The following is a 19,676-nucleotide window of genomic DNA, read 5'->3' as shown; positions in this document are numbered from 1 at the left end:
TTTAAATCAGTAATAAAGGGGGAAGTGAATTAAATCACTTCCTCTTTTTGTTTTTGGGCCAAAAGGTCAAAGCTAAACGCAAGTCCCATAGCCACGGAGTTAAAGTTATCGCCTGAAGTGACTTTAGCCTCTCCAAATGTATAAATGAAATGGTTTTTCAGAGGCCTAACTTGTGAGGTTCCTCCGGTCATAAACACTACGTCTATATCTTCTGCCTTAAAGTTATTTTTCTCCAAAAACTCATTTAAGTAGTCTTTGATTTTGCTCAAGTTATCAACTATGATATCGTGCTCAAATTCTTCTGCTTGTATTTCCTCGTGAATCTCTATTTCGTGCTGATTGTAATCCAAAAACGTTGTGTCTTGGCTACCTAACTCTATTTTGGCTTGCTCTATTTGTTTAAAAAACGTGTACCCGAGGTTTTTATCAATGAGTGTCTGTAAGTTTTTAACGCGGTAGTCTTGTTTGGAAAACTGATACGATTTCGCAATGCTCAAACGCATACGAAGCGTATCAAGAAAGTTCATTCTTTCCCACGAACAAATATTCAGGAAATAGTTAAGTGGCAGGTCTATGGGCTTACCGGGAGTAAACTCTTCCTTTACGCCTCTTCCAAAATGCGGCGTGCCTTTGTGCCACATGATATCGGAGTCAAAACTATCGCCACCGATATAAATACCACCTTGGGCCAGCATGTCTTCGTTGGTTTGGCTCTCGGCCGCCGGATGAAGCCTCATAAGCGAAAAATCAGAAGTACCACCGCCAAAGTCAGCCACCAATACAAGCTCAGGTTTTGATATTTGTCTTTGGTAGGTATAAGCAGCTCCAATAGGCTCCATCTGAAAATAAAACTCTTCCAGTCCTGCCATTTTTGCAGCTCTGCCCAAACGCTCCTGGGCCAATTGATCCTTTTCTGGATTTTCATCAAACACTACGGGCCTGCCTATCACAGCTTTTTTAACACTTTGACCTAAAAACTCATCGGCTTGTGTGATAAGGTGGCTCAAAATTAAAACCACTAAATCTTCTGCCCGGTATCTGTTTCCACCAATTCTGGTATCTAAAAAACTCTTATTTGGCAGCACTTTTTTGATCGATTTCATGAATCGACCGTGCATCCTGTTTTCTACGTATTGATCTATGGCAGCGTCGCCAATAGCCACAGTAGGAGCCTCAGGTTTGCTACCCATTTCTTTAAAAAACAAAAGCGAAGGTGCAGTGAACAATTTCAGAATTTGCTGCGAATCTTGGTCTAAAATAGCAAGTGCAGAATTGGAAGTACCGAAGTCGATACCGTAAATATAATTAGGCATTAAAAAAATAAAATAGCGAGACGTTGTAACCTCAGTTTTGAAAAACGGGTTGCAAATATACTCAATCTATTTCATAATCTAGCTTGATAGTGATGGTAGCTGTCTTGTTTTTTGAAAGTGTATTAAACGACCCTCCCCACGAATATTCTTCCGACGAATTTTGTCCGGTAATTTGAAAAACCCCCATTACGGCCTTTTTTAGGCCACCCAAGCTAGTTCCGGCATTTTCCGCAATTTTTTCGGCACGTTCTTTTGCATCCTGTGTTCCTTGGGCTATCATGCTTTGTTTCAGTTCGGCTAGCTTGGTGTAATAGTACTCCGGAGCATTTGAATAAAACTCCACACCCGAACTTATTACCTCAGATATTTTTCTTGAAACCCCTTCTATTTTGTCTACTTCGCGGCTTTCAATGTTTAAATTTTGAGTAAGTGTATAACCCGTAAATGTATTTGTGGTACGTTGCGTTTGCGGGTCAAAATATGATTCAAAATCTTTATTTATTAAAACCGAACTAAAGACAATCGCCTTTTCGTCAATTCCTTTGTTTATCAAATACGTTTTGAGAGCTTCGCGGTCTTTGTCTAACTCGGCGTATGCAGACTTTAGGTTATAGTTTTTCTTTGAAAAATAACCCGTCCACACAATCAAATCTGACGTAAAGTCTTTTTTGCCTAGACCAGTTACACTTATGGTATTTTCTTTTTTGTTTCTATTCACAAAACTATACCCTAAAAAAAGCGAAGATAGCAACACAGAAACCCCAATAATGAGGGCGGTAAGATTGTTTTTTGTCATGGCTGATATTTTTTCAATAAACATACTATTAAAACCTGATAATTGATGTTAAAGCATTGTAAATCTTTAAGTCACGATTTTGTAGAAACGTAGCCTTATACATAGACTAAACTTTGAATTCATTTTGATTTTTAAAAATATTATAATCATGCCAAAATATAAGGGTAACTTTGTGCATGGAAAAAACCTTACAGAACCTCGGAGTTACGGAATTGAACGAAATGCAAATTGAAGCCATCAAAAGTATAGAAGCTGATGGCGACACCTTATTGCTTTCGCCAACTGGCTCGGGCAAAACTTTGGCTTTTTTATTGCCATTATTAAAGCTACTTAAACCCGAAACTGGCAAAGTGCAGGTGATTGTGTTGGTGCCTACCCGTGAACTTTCGCTTCAGATTGAGTCTGTTTGGAAAAAAATCAGTGTTGAACACAAAGTAAATGCATTCTATGGCGGCCACAGCATGGAAGTAGAGACTAACAGCCTTTCGGAGCCTCCCACCCTTTTGGTAGGTACTCCTGGCAGAATAGCGGATCATTTTACCCGCCGTACATTTGATGGCTCAGAGGTTCATACGCTTATTTTTGATGAGTTCGACAAGTCCTTAGAAATGGGTTTTCAGGAGCAAATGCAATACATTTTCACGAACCTTCCGAATGTAACCAAACGCATATTTGTATCAGCTACCCAGCGTATCGCCATTCCTGATTTTGTTACTGTAAATAAACTTACTACACTAGATTATATAGAGGCGAAAGTTTTAGCTCAAAATATCAGTTTTAGATATATTAGAACACAAGAAAAAACCAAAGCTTTGGTAAGCCTTTTGGGGCAAATTTCGGCTTCGCCTACCTTAATTTTCTGCAACCTCAGAGACGAAGTTGAAGAACTAGCAAACGCGATGCAAAAAAAGGGCATCAACTCTTCTATTTTTCATGGTAAAATAGAGCAAATGGAACGCGAAAAAGCTCTGATACGATTTAGAAACGGAAGTAGTAGATATTTGATAAGTACGGACCTTGCGGCAAGGGGACTTGACATACCCGAAGTAGAGCACGTGATTCACTACGCTTTACCACATCACGAACAAGAGTTTGTACATAGAAACGGACGAACAGCCCGAATGAACGCTACAGGTACTGCTTACTTTTTTGTGGATTTAAAAGGGAATACTCCTCCATATATCAAAGACCTCCCGAAAGAATTTGTGATAGAAAACAACCACCTTTTACCGGCCGCTGAAGAATGGGACACGGTGTATTTTAGTGGTGGAAAAAAAGACAAAATCAGCAAAATGGATATTGTTGGTTTTTGTATTCAGAAAGGAAAATTAGAAAAAGACCAAATTGGTAAGATTGAGGTCAAAGATTTTGCTTCGTATGTGGCTATTAAAAATAAAGCTATTCCCGGTTTTTTGAAAAACATAGATAACGAAAAGATTAAAGGCAGAAAAATGAAGATTGAGTTGGCGAGGTAATATTTCATTCGTCTTGGACTGTTGAATGCTTGGAGTTTCTTAGAAATGCTCACAGTTTCAACTTAGATTCAGAATTTAACGTAGTGCTTTTCTTTAAAGTTATTTAAAAAAAAAGCGGTAGATTTTGTAACTTTTGGTTTTGAAAAACAAAATCTGAAAGTCTATATGAAATACACTTTGCTTTTAATATCCTTTTTGGTAGCTATCGTCACTTTTGGCCAAAACTCTCTGCCACCTACTCCAGAGTTAGCCTATATTACTGAATTTAAATTTGTCTTAGACCCCGCACATACTGTCGGCCAAACACCAACAGGTTTAAGGCGAATAGTGCCTATCGTGGACGGTACTGCCTCAGGACCAAAACTAAACGGAAAAGTATTGGCAGGAGGTTCAGACTGGCAATTAATACGTAAAGACGGCACTGCCGAAATAGAGGCACTTTCTCAAATGGTGACAGAAGACGGCGTAATACTTTACCTCAAAAACGAGAGTATACGCGTAGCCAAACCCGAGGTAGCCGCACGTTTAGCAAAAGGCGAAGTGGTTTTAGCGTCTGAATATTATTTTAAAGGAAGACTAAAAATAGAAGCTCCCGAAGGAAAATATTACTGGATGAACAACGCCGTATTTATTTGCCAAGGTGTTAAAAACCCCAAAGACGTAAGCTTATTCGTTTGGCAAGTTTTGTGATTCTTACTTAAGTATGTATTTCTAATTTCATCTTTTATGCCTTATTTTTGAATAACATCAACAACAAAACCATATGAAAATCAACCAAAAAGTATTTATTGTAACTGGCGGTGCTTCTGGGCTGGGAAAAGCCACGGCAACTCTCCTTTTAGAAAATGAAGCCAAAGTAGCTGTTTTAGACCTTAACGAATCTGACATTACCCCATCTGAAAGCCTTTTATTTTGTAAAACGGATGTTCGGTCTGAGGAGGAAGTTCAGGCTGCTATTGCTCAAACGATTGCCAAGTTTGGTAAAATAGACGGCGTAGTAAACTGTGCGGGCATTGGCCCACCAAAAAGAGTAGTAGGCAAAGAAGGTCCTCACGATTTAGATTTTTTCAAAAAAGTAGTGGATATCAACTTAGTGGGCACCTTTAATGTGATCCGACTAGCGGCAAACGAGATTCAGAATAATGCCCCTGACGAAGGTGGCGAAAGAGGAATAATAATAAACACGGCCTCAGTGGCAGCTTACGACGGCCAAATAGGACAAGCCGCATATGCAGCCTCAAAAGGCGGAATAGTGTCTATGACATTACCAATCGCAAGAGAATTTGCGAGAATGGGGGTTAGGGTTATGGCTATAGCACCGGGTATTTTCGAGACGCCATTGTTGGCAGGTTTGCCTCAAGAAGCACAAGACTCATTAGGTAAACAAGTACCCTTTCCGCCTAGATTAGGAAAACCAGCGGAATTTGCAGCCTTAGTCATCCATATCATTCAAAACTCAATGCTTAACGGCGAAGTAATCAGACTAGATGGAGCCATTCGTATGGGTGCAAAGTGAGGTATGAGGACTTTTTTGAATAAAAAATTAACCCATTATTTCCTGACCTAAAGAGATTACTTCTCTCAGCCAAAACCAACAAACCCCAAAGCCAACCAATTACAGCTTGACTTTGGGGTTTCATTTAAAGTCCTAAAGAATTTACTTCTTTAAATCTATGTCTTTTAGCAATTCTTCGACCGCTACTTTTAGTTGATTGTCTTGACCTGTGGCTAACCAATCCGGTGTATTTTCAACCAAAATGTCAGGAATGGCTGGCCCTAATTCTTGATTTTTATCGGTTGCTTTTGTAAACCACCCACGGCCAGGGAGACGAATAAACGAACCGTCCATGAGGCCTTTGCCGCCCGTGGAAATCACAGAACCGTTTGTAGGCAAACCTACCAACTTACCTATGCCGAGGTGCTTGTAGGCATGCGAAAATATCTCTGCGTTTGAGTAGCTGCCTTCGTTGCAAAGTGCGATGGAAGGCTTGGTCCAAGCGGCATAAACAAGTCGCTCGCCGATCGGGTAATACTCCCTAAACTTCAGTTTGTCTTTCTCTAAATTTTCTGACGCACCACGAGGTATGGTGTAGGCATGTTGCTTATAGTTTAAGATAGTCATGAGGTAGTCGGTAGTAGAGCCCCCGCCATTGTAGCGAACATCTATCACCAAGCCATCTTTGCCATAGCCAGCCGCCATAAACTCTCGCTCCACCACTTCAAAACTCGCAAAATCCATGCCTTTGATGTGAATATATCCCAAGCGACCTTTTGAAAGTTGGTCTACTATTTTCTTGCGGTTTTCAACCCATTCGCTATACAAATTATTAGAAATGTTTGCCGTTAGTCTAATAATCACCTCGCGTTGTGTTTTATCTGCTCCTTCTACAGTCAAAATAACCTTTTCGTTTACGAGGTCATTTAGCTTTTCGTAAAAATTATCAGCCTGACTAACTTGAATATCATTAACTTTCAAAATCTTGTCGCCTTCCATCAGTTTGCTAGTGGCTCTGTCGGCTGGTGTTTCGGGCACCACATGCACTACACGCATTCCATCTTTTTCAGGTTTTAGCTCGGCTCCTATTAGACCTGTTGACTGGTTTTGAGTTTCAGAGCGGTCGGTCACGCTTAATCCCATGTGACTTGAGTTAAGTTCTCCTAAAAGAAGGTTAAACATATCTCTAAAGTCTTGACTCGTACTCGCATTTATGCAGCGATCCAAGTATTTGTCATGCAGCTTTTTCCAATTTTTACCGTGGAAATTTGGGTCATAAAAACCATTATTGATAGTTCTCCATGCCTCTTCATACACTTGTGTACGCTCGGCAGTAAAGTCAATCTTCATTTTGGCAGCAAAAGGAAGCGATTCAGAACTACTTGTTTTTAGATCTATCCGAGCAAACGAACCCGACTTGGTATAATAGAGATATTTAGCCTCATTATCAGCAAAAACGTTGCTCGGGTTGGTACCTCCTTTGGTAATTTCTTTTAGCCCCTTACCATCCCACTTGATGCTGTACAAATCGCGGCCTTTGGCGTTGCTACTGGTGGTAGTATAATAAAACGTTTCACCATCTTTTGAGATTACGATATTGCTCTCATCTCCCGGAAAACTCGTGACTTGAACTACTCGCTCGTAAATTTTATCAAAATCAATTTCTATTGGCTTTACTTCGGCTTTCTCTTTGCCTTTTTTAGCGGCATCCGCCTCTTCGGGCTTATCTTTTTCTTGCCAGTCTTGGCTTACTTTTTCGTAATCGGCTTTTTTGAGCCACACAAAATAAACATCGTCACTTCTGCTTGCACTTCGGCCGCTTATAAAAGCCAGTTTAGAGCCATCGGGGCTCCAAGTTGGGCGGCTGTCAGACCGAGGGTGCATACTCACATTTACTGCTTTGGTACTATTGTCTGCCGCCTGAATAAATATTTCCTGATTAAAATATAAATCGCTCAAAGCATAGGCGAGCCACTTGCTATCTGGGCTCCAAGCCATACCGTTTGGTGAGTCCCAAGTATCGTTTATGATTTTCTCGTTGCTCAGTGTACCGTTTGCATCTATATCCGCTACCACCATAGTGCCTCTTCCTCTCACATATGCTATTTTTTTTCTATCAGGCGATACCGTAAGTTGACTTTCATCACTCGATGTATTTGTGATTTTCTTTAAACTGTGCTTTAGCGACTTAAAAATATTAGGCTGCTTAGTATCAGCCGAACTAAGTAAGTATATATCAAAATTGTCTTTGGCTCTGTCGCTGGTGAAAAGCAAGGTGCTGTCATTTAAAAACACGGGCTCTAGGTCACGAAAAGCATGCTCCGAGACATTAATGCTTCTACTCGCCTCTTTGTCTACTTCCTTCACGAAAATCTCTCCTCTAACTCCAAAAGCCATCAATTTGCCATTTGGTGAAATCGCCAAATCGCCGGCATTTGAACTATACGTTTTGTTTTCAAAAGCATCAAAGCGGTCGTCAGCGTTTATTTGAACGTCAATCACCTTGGCTGCAGAACCCAAAACCATGTGATATAAATGTACATCTTTCTCAAAAACTAAACTCTTACCATTGCCTGCTAAACTAAATGCACGAATAGATTCGTCTTTGAAATTGGTGATTTTGGTAGGCTTGGGCATATTGCTTAAACCCGACTTTAAACTTAGGCTGTACAGGTTATAGGCCCCTTCAATACTACTCAAAAAATACAAGGTGTTATCAGGACCAAACTGTGGTGAAATATCATTGGTAGCGAAACCCTCTATTTCATGGTACGTTTTTTTCTGAGTGTCATAAATCCAAATATCCCTATCAGAACTACCCGTGTAGTCTTGTCTGGCCACAGGGTTAATATCGCCTCTCACAAAAGCCAAATACCTGCCATCTGCTGAGTAAATGGGATCAAACCCTAAAGCATCAAGCACGCGACTTTCGGTTCCGCCTGCCGGATTGATACTATATATTTCGGCAGGTCGCTCCACCTGACGAAACTCCCTGGTGGTCGAAAACAAAATCTGATTGGCTTGGGTCCAACTGGAGATAACATCAGAAGCCGAATGAAAAGTAAGACGCTGCGGCATACCGCCAGTAACAGGCATTACAAAAATATCATTGTTGCCAAAACGTGCCCCTGTAAAAGCTATTTGCTTTCCATCAGGACTAAAAACGGGACTGGTTTCATAAGCCTCGTGAATGGTTAGTCTGTTTGCACGACCGCCTGCAGTTGGCACCGTCCAGATATCGCCTTGATACGAAAACGCCGTTACGTTTCCATCGGGGCTAATGGCTGGCTGTCGCAACAAAAGTGTCGATTGACTAAATGTCTGAAAGCCTACAAAACACATTAAAAGTGTTAAGGTTTTTTTCATGTTGATGAGTTTTAATTCAAGAAATAGTTAGTTTTTATAAAGTGTTGACTAATAGATAATTTACACTTCTCAAATAACTTAAAAAGTAGGTAAAAATAACTACTGTCAGTCACAATTTACTATTAAAAGACCTAGTGGCTTAAAGGAATGGATGTTAAATTTAAATTTGGCGACCAAATACAAAGATTAGGTGCTAAAGAATAAACTTAAAAGAGATTTGGGCGTCTTAAGGGGCTATCCGCTATATCTTTTTTTAACGACTTCGTCAGCCAAAAAAAGGATGCCGCTTCTATCCCCGACGCGGGGAAACGGTGTGAGAAAGGAGTTTAAAAGCCTGCTTAAAAACAAGTAAAACTATTTTATTGGCATTTATAAAAAAACACCTTTAAAATAGTTTCATTTTTTTGCTTAAAAGCAATTTTTTGGGGATAATAAGTAATATAAACTCTCAGTTTAAAGCCTTCCTGGAATATTATAAAAACTACCTATCCTTTAATAATCTCTTGCCATTTGTGATAGAACTCTTTCACTTTTTCGTTATCCAAATCGGGCTCAATTTTCTCAGTTCTACTGTTGTTCAATTCTTTCAAAGCCTCAATGCTGGCAAATACGCCACTTTTTAGACCCGAAAGATAGGCCGCACCTAATGCTGAAATATCAGCATCTGATTGTTTCTGTAATGGAATACCCAATAAATCTACCAGAAAACGCATCACAAACTGATTTTTGGTTAAACCACCGTTTACAGCGATGCTTTTTAGGTCTCCACCCATATCTGCACCCATGGCATTTACCACGTCTTTGATTTGGTAAGGGATGCTTTCTAAAGCTGCTCTTACAATATGATTTTTAGAAGTTCCGAAAGTCATTCCTTCTATGGATGCCTTACGGTTCATTTGCCAGTGTGGGGCTCCTAGTCCGCTAAATGCGGGTATTAGATACACGCCGCCATTGTCTGTAACTGCATTGGCCATGGCCTCTGTTTCTGAAACTTCTTTAAAGAACCCTAACTCATTTTTTATCCATTCTATTGTAGAGCCGCAAGCTACTATTGCTCCTTCTAATGCGTATGCTACGGTTTCTTCCGTACTCCAACAGATGGTAGTCAACATTCCTGCTTTTGATTTCACAGGCTTTTTGCCGATGTTCATCATTATAGACGAGCCTGTCCCCAAGGTAACCTTAGCGGTTCCAGCATCAAAACATGCTTCGCCAAATGCGGCCGCGTGCGAATCACCTATTAGAGACGTTACAGGTATTGATGAATTTTGCTTAATGAATGATAAACTTGGGAATGCTTCGCTTACATCCCAAACACCGAAATCTGAACTTGAGGCACAAACTTCTGGTAGGTTTAACTTTTCTAAACCCCACATTTTCAAAATATCATTGTCCCACGTTAAGGTATTGATATTGAAAAGTAAGGTTCTATGGGCATTGGTATAGTCTGTTTTGAAAGACTTCCCTTTGGTCATTTTATACAAAATCCAAGTATCCACAGTTCCGAAAAACACTTCTCCATTATCTAGTTTTTCTTTCAGGCCGTCTTCGTTTTGCAATAACCAAAGTAGTTTCGTTGCAGAAAAATAAGGGTCAATTAAAAGTCCCGTATTGTTTTTTATGATTTCATTTTGCCCTTTATCAATCAACTCCTTGCAGATAGTGGTAGATCTTTTGCAAGCCCAAACTACGGCAGGAGCCAAATGATTTCCGGCTTTATCCCAAAGTATAAAGGTTTCGCGTTGGTTGCTTATCCCGCAGGAAACTATGTCTGAAATGTTGTAATCAACACTTACAAAGTTTTCTAAACATTTGGCTACCGAATCCAATACGTTTTGGTAAATGCCTTCTGGGTTTTGCTCCACAAATCCATTATCAAAGTAATCGGTGTGCAAGTTTACATGGCCTTTCACTACCGCATTGCCGCCTTCATCAAAAATCACAGTTTTTGTGCTACTAGTACCTTGGTCTATTGAGAGAACGAATTTCATTTTTAAAAAGATTATTTTACTCTTTGAGTATCTATGATTTAATTCCAAAAGGTTTTGTCTAAATAAAAGACTGTATCTATAAAACGCAAAACTCCATTTTCCGTTAATAAATTTTCGAGTTTTGTTGGCTCTGTGGCTTTTATAAATGACTGACTAACAACAGCGAATACCACATCCGCATCTTTATAAAAACCATCTAGACGATAGGCTGTGTCAGCAAAAAAGAAATTATTTAAAAGAAGATTATGAAAATAATCTTGCCATGAAGCGTAGTAAATTGAATCGTTGAGTTTTTGAACTGTTTTGCCGTCTTTCAGATAGACCCGCTGCTCCGCTCCTTTAGACACATAGTTATCTAAATTGAGGTCTGATATCCAAAGTTGTTCTTTGTCAATTAACTCAACTAAGATTTCTGTTTCTTGTTTTTTGAAGTGCTCGTTTTCTTTATCCAATTTGCTTGCATTACAGCTTCTTTCAAGCTCACGGGCGACTGTTTGGATAAGAGCTCCATAGACAACCGAACTCTTTCCTGAAATGATATTTTGTAATTCATTTTTCAAATTTTCACTAAAATTACACTTAATTCATTAATTATAAAAACATTCGAAATAGCCCCCATATTTTGAAAGAAAAAAATAGCATTAGCCATTCTCCAATTACCATCAAAATCTAAGCTTTCTTCTTGCTTTTTTGGTCGATGATAACTGCTAACAGTATAACTAAGCCTTTCACTACTTGCTGCCAAAATGGCGACACATTTAACAATATCAAACCGTTATTTAGTACGCCAATTATGGTGGCTCCTATCACGGTACCCGCTATGGTACCAATACCCCCTGAAAGCGACGTACCTCCAATAACAACTGCCGCTATGGAGTCTAATTCGTAACTCGCACCTGCGTTTGGCTGTGCCGAGTTTAGGCGTGAAGTCACTAAAATCCCTCCTACTGCGGCCATCATTCCTGAAATACCGTAGACGGCTAGTTTAACTGCTTTGATATTTATTCCTGATAAAAATGCAGCTCTTTCGTTTCCACCGATGGCGTAAATGTATCTACCAAACGTGGTTTTATTTGTAATAAACACCACAGACAATACCACAAAAAGTGAGATCCAAACCGGAACCGGTATGCCCAACAACCAGCCCGAACCTATAAATTCGAAACTTGAACCAAGGTTTGAAATCGGAATACCTTGTGTATAAAGCATAGTAGCACCACGGGCAATAGTTAGCATGGCCAAAGTAGCCACAAAAGGCGGCAAACTAAACTTGGTGATTACCCAACCGTTAAACAAACCCATGAGCAAACCCACTATCAAAGCCACCAAAACACCACCTAAAACGGTAAACCCTATGAAAAGATCCATGGAAGGTATTGAGATTCCTTTTGACAATAAGCCGGCACAAACAGCCGAGCTAAAAGCCAACACAGAACCCACCGAAAGGTCGATACCGGCCATCAAAACCACCAAGGTCATACCTACCGAAATGCAGATATTTACTGATATTTGTCTGAGCACATTCCATAAGTTGGATGAGGTCATAAACTTATCAGACAGAATACTTATCACCAAGCAAAGTGCAAACAATGCGATCAGTGACTGAGATTTTTTGAGTAATTCTTTATTCATTTTTTATAATGCTAAACGCTAAATACTTACTGATAAATAATTAAATTCTAATGTTTTACTATTAACTAAACTTAAGCTCCGATACCTTAAAATCAGGTTTCTGTCTAATTATCGAACTCAACATTTTTCATTCATCATTTAACTGTAATTTTAAATAGCTGCTTTTAATAATTTATTTTCGTCTGCATCTTCTGCATTAAATTCTGCTGATATTTTTCCTTCTGAAAGCACCAAAATACGGTCTGAAAGTGCCAACACCTCGGGTATTTCCGATGAAATCAATAAGATACTTTTTCCGTCGTTCGCCAATTTCTTGATAAGCTCATAAATCTCGCTTTTGGCCTTTATATCTATACCACGCGTAGGCTCGTCAAGCATCAAAATTTCTGGCTGCGTAGCCATCCATTTTGACAATACTACCTTTTGCTGATTACCGCCACTTAGATTTTGACATTGCTGTTTTTCTGAAGGTGTTTTTATAGAGAATTCAGAAATGTACTTTTGAGCCAATTCTTTCTCTTTTTTGAAATTTAGAAGCTCCCCAATCTTTAAGGTCGTTAGTCCAATATTGGTAGAAATGTTCATATTTAACACCAAGCCTTCTGTTTTACGGTCTTCCGTTACGTAAGCTATACCACTTGCTATTGCATCTTTGGGGCTTTTTAGCTTTACGCTTTTACCAAAAACTTCTATTTGGCCTTTTGTATTTTTGGCATTTAAACCAAAAATCGTTTGTAGCAATTCTGTTCTCCCCGCTCCCATCAAACCAAATACACCTAAGATTTCACCTTTGTGTAAATCGAAAGAAATATTATCCAATAAGTTTCTGTTTTTTAATACTGGATGAGGTAGAAATATATTTTTGAGACTAAGCGAAACCTCACTCACGTCTTTATTTTGTTCTTTTTTAACGATAAGTACATCTCTACCTACCATTTTTTTGATCAGGTCTTTTTCGGTGGCTTGGCTCATTTCACCAGCATCCACGGTAACGCCATCTCTTAAAACTGTATAATGCTGAGCTATTCTAAAAAGCTCATCCATTTTATGAGATATATAAACGATGGTCTTCCCTTCTGCTTTTAGTTCCTCTATGATTACATGCAAATTGTCAATCTCTGAATCTGTCAAAGCCGAAGTGGGCTCATCCATCAAAATCACTTGGCTGTTTTTTAGTAAGGCCCGGGCAATTTCTAACAATTGCTGCTCCCCTACTTTGAGGTTTTGAACCAATGTTTTGGGAGAAAAATCTAGTTTTAGTTTTGCCAATAAAACCTTTGTCTGCTTCTCCATTTCGGAAGAGTCTAAAAGCCCCCAACGGTTTCTAAGCTCATTTCCTAAAAAAAGATTTTCTGAAATACTTAGGTGAGGTATCAAGTTGAGTTCTTGATGTATAATGCCAATTCCTGCCGCTTGAGCGTCCTTGATGCCGTCAAACTTAAGGGTGGTGCCATTAAGGATTATTTCGCCTTCGTAGTCTGTATAAACACCAGTTAGCACTTTAAGTAACGTAGATTTCCCTGCACCGTTTTCACCCAAAATGGCATTTACTTTGCCGGGGTAAAAATTAAAATTAACCCCTTGCAATACTTTAACACCTGGAAAACTTTTTGAAATATTAACGGCTTGTAACATGGGTATTTAAGGTACTTAAAGTTTCGTAATATTGGCAGGCAAAATAAGTATAGGCAAAGCGTCTTTTTTGCTTTGTTTTATGGCTCCAACCACCTCTACTTTGTCGCCTACGATTAGCGTACTAAGTTGGGCAGGTATGGCTTTCTCTCTGATCACGTTGTTTAACTCTTCCGAAACTTTATTAAAATCAGCATTGGTTTTAAAGTCGGTTAACTTGACCAACTTCGAGGCATCGCGAATCGCATTTCCGAATATAAATTTGGTATCTATCGGGTAAATTCTGCCATCTGCGGTTTTGACTTCAAAGCCATCCACGGTTTTGTTTAAAACTGTTCCATCGACCGAAACCATAAAATAGGCGGTTTGACCAATTCCTAACCTATTGCCAAACTGCGAAAACGCGTTTTCAGTATTCTTACCTAATTCTTTTTGAAGATCTGCTAAAGCTATTGGTTTAGCTTGTTTTAATATACCTTGGTTATAGATAGAGTCTGCATACGTTACAAAGTTAAACTTGGAGCTTTCGCTTGCAGATTGCTCGCTTAGTTTTTTGAAGTACACAGAATTATACGCTAGAAAGCAGACAATTACTAAACCGATAACTTTCTTCATAGGTTAATTAATGATAAATTTTCAATGATGAGCATTTAAGGATGGATGATAAATTTAAAACAGCATTTTTTAAATACTATTCGAAAGTCTATTTCAAACAAAATCTTTAAAATCCTACCCAGAAAAATGGGTTTAGAGAGGATATTGTTTTAGACTTTATTTACCATTAATCTTTCATCATTAATGTTGATATTATTTAAAACTTCCTGCGTTTGATTTTTTAACTAAAACTACTTCTACCGGAACTCGCTGAGGAAAATCTCTTTTCCCTTTAAAATATTCGTCAGCAAACTTTGCCGCAGTTTCTGCCATCACAATCGGATATTGCATGCCTGTAGCCACTATTTTCCCTTCCGCTATTTTCTCTATTACATCGCTAGCACCATCGAAACCAAATACTTTTACTTTATCTGCTTTTCCTGCTGAAAGTAAGGCCTGATAGGCTCCCATAGCCATTGCGTCATTTCCACAAAATACCGCCTCTAAGTCTGGATGACCCTGCATAATTGTCTCCAAAACCTCCATGGCTTTGTTTCTGTCAAAATCGCCACTTTGCTGAGCGAGCATCTTAAAACCAGGAAATTTATCTACCACAGAGTGGAATCCTCCTGAGCGAGCCCAGGTGTTATTATCACCCACGAGACCTAATATCTCTACATATTTGCCTTTACCATTTAAGGATTTTACGAACTCTATGCCTATCTCAGCACAGCCCGAATAATTGTCAGACAAAACCTGTGAGGTGGCAGCGTCGTTTGAATTGACTTCTCTATCCATACAAAAAACCGGCACTCCTGCTTCTTTGGCTTTCATGATATTTGAGATAGAGCCGTCGGCATCTGTAGGGTTAAAAAGAATGGCATCATAACCCGAAGAAATCAAGTTTTCGAAGTTATCTGACTCGATTGCCGGGTTATTTTGAGAATCAAAAATTTTAGCTTCATAGCCCAGTTGCTCGGCATTTTTAGCTGCCGCTTCAGCTAATACCACAAACCACGGATTGTTTAATGTAGAAATCACAACCGCTACCTTAGGTTTTTCCTCACTGCTTTTTTGGGAGCAATTAGTTAAACTTACAGTTATTATAATTAAGGTTAAAAAGCTCTTGAAGGTCATTTTAAGATTTTCAATTGATTAAAATATTCAGTTCAAAATATCTAATGCAGTTTGGGCTAATCCTTTTTCAGAAATTCCGTAATAATCAAAAATTTCGTTTTGAGAACCAGAAACAGTATGGTGGTCTGGTAGTCCCACAATCTTGAATTTGTTATGGTATCCGCCTTGCATAAGTAGTGATGCCACCGCTTCGCCTAAGCCACCGTAAACCGAATGCTCCTCCACAGTAATTATAGGGCTACCATTTGTTGCTATCTCTTTGATTAGCTCAGAATCTAAAGGCTTAATAGTATGTAGGCTTACAACTTTTGCTTGAATATTTTGCTCAATCGCAAGTTTTTCCGCTGCTTCATATGCAGGCCAAACAGCTTCTCCAGTGGCCAAAAATGTCAAATCTTCGCCATCGCGAACGGTTCTACCTTTTCCAACTGTGAAGTTATTTCTTGTCAAATCATCTGGCGAACAGATGCTTGCTGGCATATTCTTTTTACCAAATCTTAAATAAACTGGAGAATCCATTGCGGCGGCGGCTTTGATGGCTTCTTCTGTTTCAAAATTATCAGCAGGAACTATAATTGTAACGTTATTTATTGCTCTTAAAACAGCAAAATCGTGTAAGCTGTGGTGGGTTGTTCCCAATGCACCATAACTAACCCCTGCCGAAATTCCGACCAAGTTAACCGCATTGTCTGAATAGCAAACGTCGTTTTTGATTTGTTCCAAAGAACGAGCAGTTAGAAAACATGCAGGAGAAACTGCGAAGGTTTTTTTACCCATACTGGCCAAACCTGCGGCTACGCCTACTAGGTTTTGCTCGGCAATACCGATTTCTACAATCTGCTCAGGAAATTTTTGACCGAAAGGCACAAGTTTACCTGAACCACGTGAGTCACTGGTAACCACAAGGACATCTCTATCCTGTGCTGCAAGAGCCTGAACTGTCTCAGAGAAAGTCTCTAAATTTGCCTTTGCAACTGCTAATTTTACTTTTTCAGTAGCCATTATTTCTGCCATCTTAGTATTATGCTATTTCTGCTAAATTTAATTCGTCCATTGCTATTTTATATTGTTCCTCACTCGGAACACCATGGTGCCATTTCAAGTTATTTTCCATATAACTTACGCCTTTTCCTTTGGTAGTATGTGCTATAACAAACGACGGTTTGCCATCTTCAAAAGGAAGACTTTCTAATGTTTCTGTCAATGCGTTTATGTCATTGCCGTCTACATGCTTAACAGCCCAACCAAATGCTTCTAACTTTTTATCCAAAGGCTCTAAAGCCATTACTTCAGCATTAGAACCCGAAATTTGTAATTTGTTGTAGTCCAAGATGGCACACAAGTTGTCTAATTTGTAGTGAGCGGCTAACATAAAAGCTTCCCAGTTTGAGCCTTCGGCCATTTCGCCATCACCTAATACGGTATATACTTTTGCTGGTGAGTTGTCTTTTTTTGCCGCTATGGCATTGCCACAGCAGATAGACAAACCGTGCCCTAAACCTCCGGTGTTTTGTTCAATACCTGGAATATATTTAGTGGGGTGACCTATATAAGGCGAGTTAAACTTGCACAATGTCAATAAGTCTTCCTCAGGAAAAAACCCTTGGTCTGCCAAAACCACATAAAGTGCTTCTACGCAGTGGCCTTTACTTTGCACAAATCTATCTCGCTCGTTTGAGTCAAAGTTTTCAGGCGAAACATTCATGATACGGTTGTAAAGTACGTTTAGAATATCTACCACTGACAAGCTACCGCCCGTATGACCCGCTTTTGCGTTAAATATATATTTAATGATATTTCTACGGTATTCTACCGATTTTTCTATCATTAAGTCCACTTCCATTTTTTCTCTTTTCATTTTCTTAAACTTCTATAGTTCAATAAATTAATGCTTATAAACTTCCCATCCCATATAGTTCTCAAGAGCTTCTTCCAAAATGGCGGCGGTTTTAGAAGCATTCATTACTACGTGGTGCTCAAAACCATTTTTACAGATATGTTTCATCAAATTCTGAAGGTCAGGAATTTTAGCTACCGCTCTGTTTCCAAATGTACTTAATGGATCGTCTGTAAGTTCGCCTTCGCCAATGTAAGCTTTGATAATACCTTTAGGATCATCTGTACTGATACGGCCATAGGTTAACGGCATGGCAGGAGTTCGGCCATCTAAAGCACCGTAGGTGTTTTCTACACCTACCGAAGTTCCCAATATTGGGGCGTTGCTGATTTCAATATCTGGAAGGAATGACTTGGCCCAGTTTCCACAGTGGAATAAGACACATTTTTCGGGATCGTCGGCGTAGTTGTTGTTCCAGTCTACCAATGCACTTGGTGAGCCAGAAGCAAGCTGCATGGCATACATACTTAGTGTACCTGTAACATCAACCTCACATGCACTTGGAAGCATGTTTTCGCTCATGATACTCATACTTGTACATACATTGCATCCGTAGTTTTGTTGCAGCGAAGTCCAACATTGGATAGCAGTAGCGTCAAGGCTATGCTCTTCCATAACATCTTTAAGTACTACGTCTAACTTGGCTATTTGAATCATAGCTTCGTTAGGGGTTCTGCCTTTTGGGGCATATGCATTTATCATTTCTAAATGCTGCTTCACTTTTGCGTCATCACCGGTTAGCTTATTGGCCATACCAAGGATTTCTGACAAGTCAAAAGTAGAAACTGTGATACCGTTTCTTTGTAGTATTTTTTCTGAATATCTGACCGTGTTAAATGCTCCTGGTCTGGCTCCAATAGCCCCAATTCTTACAGTTCTAAGTCCTTTTACAACTCTACAAACTGCTACGAAATCCTTAAGGTCTTGTTGGAATATATCAGATGAAGGTAGACTTACATGCTGACTCGTTAGGGAGTATTTGATGCCATACTGATATAAATTATTACAAACAGATATTTTACCACACCAAGAGTCGCGTCTGTTTACAACGTTCATCTTGCTAAGGTCGTCTGGGTAGGCCTGAATCAACACCGGAACATTTAAGCCCGAAAGCTTAAGTGTATCTGCTACTCCTTTTTCGTCACCAAAGTTTGGAAGCAATACCAATACTCCTGAGATTTCGTCTCGATGAGCTTTGAATAGAGCCGCACATTTCTGAGCTTCTTTATAAGTTTCTACACCTCCAAGCTTAGTTTCGGTGGTATCTAATAAAATTGGGGTTAAACCCAACTTAGCAAAAACATCAATAATTTCTGTTCTCGCTTTTTCCACCAAACTATCCGGAAAAAAATCTCTGTTTCCGATGATTACTCCTAAAGTCATTTTATCTATGTATTAATAATGTTGAACTCCTTATAGAAACACTAAAATCCAATAGCCTTTAGGAATAAAAATTTTCTACTCCGCAATAACTATTTTTACGTCGTTTTCTTTAAAAACCGAAATGTGCTTTTCTTCTATTCCAGGGTCAGTCACGATAATGTCTATCAGACTTAATGCCCCTAAACTTGCTAAAGCACTTTTGCCTATTTTAGTACTATCTGCCACCAAATAGGTGGTTTCTGCTGCATCTATCATTGCTTTTTTAACTACGATATCGCTGATACTTGGATAAGTCAAACCTGACTTAAGCGATATGCCAGCGGTAGCTAAAAATAGCTTTTGAACATTTAGGCCTTTAAAAAAATCAGCCGCTTTTTGTCCGGTAAGCGATAAGGTAGGTGGCTTAAACTCACCTCCTGTCATTATCACTTCTATGTCGAGCCCTGAACCCAACATGAGGGCTATATTTAAGGCGTTTGTTATTACTGTCAAATTTTTAAGACCTGCGGTCTTTATCTTTTTGGCTATCTCGGTGGTGGTACTTCCCGAATCCAAAATAATGGTATCACCGCTTTCGATAAAGTCAAGACATTTTTGAGCAATAACTTCTTTCTTGTCTAAATTTTCTTGATGCACCAAAGAAAAACTATTTACTTGGTCTTCCACATTTTTCAAATACGCACCACCATGCTCCTTCACAATAAGGTCTTCTACCTCCATTTTTTCTAAGTCTTGGCGAATAGTCACTTCCGTAACTTTAAACAATTTGGCCAAGTCTACAACTTTAGCAGAACCGTCTTCTTTCAGAAGCTCAAGTATCTTTTCTCTCCTTTGATTGGGCAACATTCTTTAAGTATTTTTTTAAAAGTTAATTTAACTAATACCAAAAGATAACAACCCTATTGCAAAAATAAAGAAAACAAATGAAAATAAAACGAAAGTAAACGAAAATATTTTATTTACTT

The 19,676-nt window shown here is 39.1% G+C and carries 16 protein-coding genes; 3 read left to right on the top strand and 13 right to left on the bottom strand.

The features are described 5' to 3' along the window. Nucleotides 1-29: 29 nt before the first annotated feature. Both ACFOOI_RS16575 and ACFOOI_RS16570 read right to left on the bottom strand, forming a co-directional pair. A complete protein-coding gene (locus ACFOOI_RS16575; RefSeq protein WP_379839144.1) occupies nt 30-1,313 on the bottom strand; it encodes an Hsp70 family protein in 1,284 nt (427 codons plus the stop codon). Nucleotides 1,314-1,374: 61 nt separating this feature from the next. Continuing rightward, the gene (locus ACFOOI_RS16570) at nt 1,375-2,109 is read right to left on the bottom strand and encodes an SIMPL domain-containing protein (protein WP_379839143.1); all 735 of its coding nucleotides are present in this window, start codon (nt 2,107-2,109) and stop codon (nt 1,375-1,377) included. Between the two features lie 176 nt (nt 2,110-2,285). On the opposite strand from ACFOOI_RS16570, the gene ACFOOI_RS16565 reads away from it, so the two are divergent. The 3 genes from ACFOOI_RS16565 (at nt 2,286) to ACFOOI_RS16555 (ending at nt 5,100) form a co-directional block, all read left to right on the top strand. Then, nucleotides 2,286-3,584 (top strand): DEAD/DEAH box helicase, encoded by a 1,299-nt coding sequence (locus ACFOOI_RS16565; protein WP_379839142.1) that lies wholly within the window; start codon nt 2,286-2,288, stop codon nt 3,582-3,584. A 165-nt stretch (nt 3,585-3,749) separates the two neighbouring features. Further along, nucleotides 3,750-4,274, top strand: coding sequence for a DUF3237 domain-containing protein (locus tag ACFOOI_RS16560; protein WP_379839141.1), 525 nt, complete (start codon nt 3,750-3,752; stop codon nt 4,272-4,274). Nucleotides 4,275-4,347: 73 nt separating this feature from the next. Then, a complete protein-coding gene (locus tag ACFOOI_RS16555; protein WP_379839140.1) occupies nt 4,348-5,100 on the top strand; it encodes a 3-hydroxyacyl-CoA dehydrogenase in 753 nt (250 codons plus the stop codon). A gap of 141 nt (nt 5,101-5,241) precedes the next feature. Here ACFOOI_RS16555 and ACFOOI_RS16550 read toward each other — a convergent pair whose 3' ends face one another. The 11 genes from ACFOOI_RS16550 to ACFOOI_RS16500 all read right to left on the bottom strand — a co-directional run bounded on the left by ACFOOI_RS16550 (nt 5,242) and on the right by ACFOOI_RS16500 (nt 19,557). Continuing rightward, a complete protein-coding gene (locus ACFOOI_RS16550) occupies nt 5,242-8,445 on the bottom strand; it encodes a S41 family peptidase (RefSeq protein WP_379839139.1) in 3,204 nt (1,067 codons plus the stop codon). A gap of 485 nt (nt 8,446-8,930) precedes the next feature. Further along, the gene (locus tag ACFOOI_RS16545) at nt 8,931-10,436 is read right to left on the bottom strand and encodes an FGGY family carbohydrate kinase (protein WP_379839138.1); all 1,506 of its coding nucleotides are present in this window, start codon (nt 10,434-10,436) and stop codon (nt 8,931-8,933) included. Between the two features lie 38 nt (nt 10,437-10,474). Next, the gene (locus tag ACFOOI_RS16540) at nt 10,475-10,996 is read right to left on the bottom strand and encodes a putative polyvalent protein kinase domain-containing protein (protein ID WP_379839137.1); all 522 of its coding nucleotides are present in this window, start codon (nt 10,994-10,996) and stop codon (nt 10,475-10,477) included. Between the two features lie 109 nt (nt 10,997-11,105). After that, nucleotides 11,106-12,068 carry an ABC transporter permease gene (locus ACFOOI_RS16535; protein ID WP_255070423.1) on the bottom strand — a complete coding sequence of 321 codons (963 nt, stop codon included), beginning with the start codon at nt 12,066-12,068 and terminating at the stop codon, nt 11,106-11,108. Between the two features lie 150 nt (nt 12,069-12,218). Continuing rightward, nucleotides 12,219-13,703: a sugar ABC transporter ATP-binding protein gene (locus tag ACFOOI_RS16530; protein WP_379839136.1), complete on the bottom strand. Its 1,485-nt coding sequence runs from the start codon at nt 13,701-13,703 to the stop codon at nt 12,219-12,221. Nucleotides 13,704-13,718: 15 nt separating this feature from the next. Beyond that, a complete protein-coding gene (locus tag ACFOOI_RS16525; protein WP_379839135.1) occupies nt 13,719-14,315 on the bottom strand; it encodes a DUF2291 family protein in 597 nt (198 codons plus the stop codon). A 192-nt stretch (nt 14,316-14,507) separates the two neighbouring features. Next, entirely contained in the window at nt 14,508-15,431 is a 924-nt protein-coding gene (locus ACFOOI_RS16520; RefSeq protein WP_255070427.1) for a D-ribose ABC transporter substrate-binding protein, read from the bottom strand. Nucleotides 15,432-15,458: 27 nt separating this feature from the next. Further along, nucleotides 15,459-16,445, bottom strand: a complete 987-nt coding sequence (locus ACFOOI_RS16515) for a transketolase family protein (RefSeq protein ID WP_379839134.1) — start codon at nt 16,443-16,445, stop codon at nt 15,459-15,461. Between the two features lie 7 nt (nt 16,446-16,452). Further along, nucleotides 16,453-17,289, bottom strand: a complete 837-nt coding sequence (locus ACFOOI_RS16510; RefSeq protein WP_255070431.1) for a transketolase — start codon at nt 17,287-17,289, stop codon at nt 16,453-16,455. Nucleotides 17,290-17,316: 27 nt separating this feature from the next. Continuing rightward, nucleotides 17,317-18,711, bottom strand: a complete 1,395-nt coding sequence (locus ACFOOI_RS16505; protein WP_379839133.1) for an L-fucose/L-arabinose isomerase family protein — start codon at nt 18,709-18,711, stop codon at nt 17,317-17,319. A gap of 75 nt (nt 18,712-18,786) precedes the next feature. Further along, nucleotides 18,787-19,557 carry a DeoR/GlpR family DNA-binding transcription regulator gene (locus tag ACFOOI_RS16500; protein ID WP_379839132.1) on the bottom strand — a complete coding sequence of 257 codons (771 nt, stop codon included), beginning with the start codon at nt 19,555-19,557 and terminating at the stop codon, nt 18,787-18,789. Nucleotides 19,558-19,676 lie beyond the last annotated feature (119 nt).

The organism is Lacihabitans lacunae (assembly GCF_042649125.1).
GTDB lineage: Bacteria > Bacteroidota > Bacteroidia > Cytophagales > Spirosomataceae > Leadbetterella > Leadbetterella lacunae.
Note: the sequence above shows the minus strand (reverse complement) of the source record. Positions and strands in the feature narration are given on the sequence as shown.